This is a genomic window from Sinomonas humi (assembly GCF_000802235.1).
Classification (GTDB): Bacteria; Actinomycetota; Actinomycetes; order Actinomycetales; family Micrococcaceae; genus Sinomonas; species Sinomonas humi.
The window spans coordinates 1-2,238 of the sequence record NZ_JTDL01000030.1 but is presented as its reverse complement, the minus strand read 5'-3'; the positions used below and the strand labels follow the sequence as shown (position 1 = coordinate 2,238).

Annotated in this window: 3 protein-coding genes; 2 read left to right on the top strand and 1 reads right to left on the bottom strand. The window is 67.6% G+C overall.

From position 1 onward, the window contains the following. Window positions 1–590 (top strand): TetR/AcrR family transcriptional regulator (locus LK10_RS01640; protein WP_043119652.1); only part of this gene is annotated, 590 nt, incomplete at its 5' end. 7 nt (window positions 591–597) lie between these two features. Here LK10_RS01640 and LK10_RS22970 read toward each other — a convergent pair. Further along, on the bottom strand, window positions 598–960 hold the full coding sequence (locus tag LK10_RS22970; RefSeq protein ID WP_197061824.1) for a hypothetical protein: 363 nt from the start codon (window positions 958–960) through the stop codon (window positions 598–600). A gap of 172 nt (window positions 961–1,132) precedes the next feature. Here LK10_RS22970 and nagB point away from each other — a divergent pair, with 172 nt between their 5' ends. After that, complete coding sequence (nagB, locus tag LK10_RS01635) at window positions 1,133–1,912, top strand: glucosamine-6-phosphate deaminase (RefSeq protein WP_043119650.1); 780 nt, start codon at window positions 1,133–1,135, stop codon at window positions 1,910–1,912. Window positions 1,913–2,238 lie beyond the last annotated feature (326 nt).

Below are 2,238 nucleotides of genomic sequence, written 5' to 3'. Positions count from 1 at the left end.
CCGAGCAGGGGGTGGTGGCCGTATCGAACCGGCAGATCAGCGAGGCAGCAGGGCAGGGCAACAACACCGCAGTCGGCTACCACTTCGGGACGAAAGCCGATCTGCTGACGGCGATAGTGCGGCGTCATCAGGACGACATCGAGCGGCGCCGCGAGTCACTGGTCGCAGCCGCGGCCGGCAGCGAGGACGTGCGGGCGTGGGTCGACTGCCTCGTACGCCCGACGGCGGAGCATCTCGCATCCCTAGGCCTCCCAACGTGGTGGGCCCGCCTGAGCGCCCAGCTCGTGGCAGACCCCATGTTCCGCCACCTCCTTGCCGACGAGACGCTGCGGTCCGAGTCCCTTCGGGCAGCCATCGAGGCTCTGGACCGTTGCCGGCCCGAACTCCCAGCCCCGGTACGCGAGCAGCGCGACATGATGACACGCCAGCTGATCACCTACGGGTACGCGGAGAGGGAGCAGGCCCTCGCAGCACGCTCCCCCGGGCTCGAACGGCACACCTGGGAGACGTTCACCGTCGGGCTCATCGACGCGATCACCGGGCTCTGGCTCGCCCCATGGACGCCCATTCCACCTTCTCATCGGGAGTAAGAGGGTGTTAGGTCTGATGTTCTTCGGCAGATAGCGTCAGGATGATGGGTTCTATCCCTTCGGCAACGGCGGTGAAGGTGATCTTGCCTCTGCGGGTAGGGCGGACGATCACCAAGGGCGCATCCATCGAAGGTGGTGTGTGAGTTCTCGACGTAGCTTCCTCTGTGGCGGGTCGAGATCTGCCAAGAGCTTGAAGAATGCCCGCACCGCCGACCTCCACGCGTATCTTGCGGTCTTCGGAGGTGACCAGCACGCCGTTCTCATCAGCCAGCTCGATGGAGTCGAAAGGAAGGTCTGAGTCGTCTGCACGAAACTCGGTCCGGTCTGCGACTGCTTTGAGCCGACAGGAGAAAGCACCGAGGCACGCCACCTCTCCACGCCCGGGCTTCGTCCGACCGCGACCAATTCGCCGCGCTCGTATGGGATGTCGAAGAGGGCTAGGAAACGGTTTTCAGGGCCAGCAGGAGCTGACCCGACAGGCACCGGACTGAACGGCCGGAGCCGCGGCCCTGTGTCAGCACCTGCCAGAACAGGAGGATCTTGTGGAAGTCGTCATCCACCCCGATAGCGGTGCCGTTGCCCGCACTACGGCGGACATCGTCCAGGGCCGCCTCGAGCAGGGTCATGCCGCGCTCGGCCTCGCGACCGGCTCGACCCCCTTGGGTGCCTATCGTGAGCTGATCCGTCGCCACCGCCAGGAGGGCCTCTCCTTCGCCCGCGCGCAGGCGTTCACGCTCGACGAGTACCTCGGCCTCCCGCCCGAGCACCTCGGGTCCTACCGCTCCGTGATCCGGCGCGAGTTCACCGACAGCGTCGACTTCCCCGACCGCGCCGTCCACAGCCTCGACGGCCACGCCCCCGACCCGGTGGCCGAAGCAGCCCGCTACGAGGCCGCGATCGCCGCCGCCGGTGGCATCGACGTCCAGATCCTGGGCATCGGCACCGACGGGCACATCGGCTTCAACGAGCCGATGTCCTCGCTCGCCTCCCGCACCCGCATCAAGACCCTCACCGAGCAGACCCGGCGCGACAACGCCCGCTTCTTCCCGGCCCCCGAGGACGTCCCCCACCACGTCCTAACCCAGGGCCTGGCCACCATCCGCGACGCCCGCCATCTCCTTCTCATCGGCCTCGGCGAGGCCAAGGCCGAGGCGATCGCCGCCGCCGTCGAGGGCCCCCTCGCCGCCGCCTGCCCGGCGTCGTCCCTCCAGCTCCACCCCCACACGACCGTCCTGGTCGACCAAGCCGCAGCCTCCCGCCTCCAGCACCGCGAGTACTACGAGTACACCCTCGCCCAGAAACCCGACTGGCAGGCCTACTGAGCCAGAGAGCAACGATGGCCGAGCCTAGATCGAGCGAACCTGCTGGATCAGCTGGTCAGGCGCCCTGCACCACGACAGCCATGGGATCCTCCAGGCCAGGCTAGACACCACCACGGGCGCCCTCCTCTCAGCCCCCCGCAGTCATCTTGCACGGCACGGGAGGCAGTATGCTGAAGCGGGTCGTGCCTCTATCAGCGATCCGCGACCGCCGGGACAGGTCCCGGTGACAACACCCCCCGGACCATGGGCGACTGGGGGCAGAACGTCATGCCGGAACCCGACCGGCCAACACCCCCGATCCTGCCGGATCGGGGAGCCACGAAAAA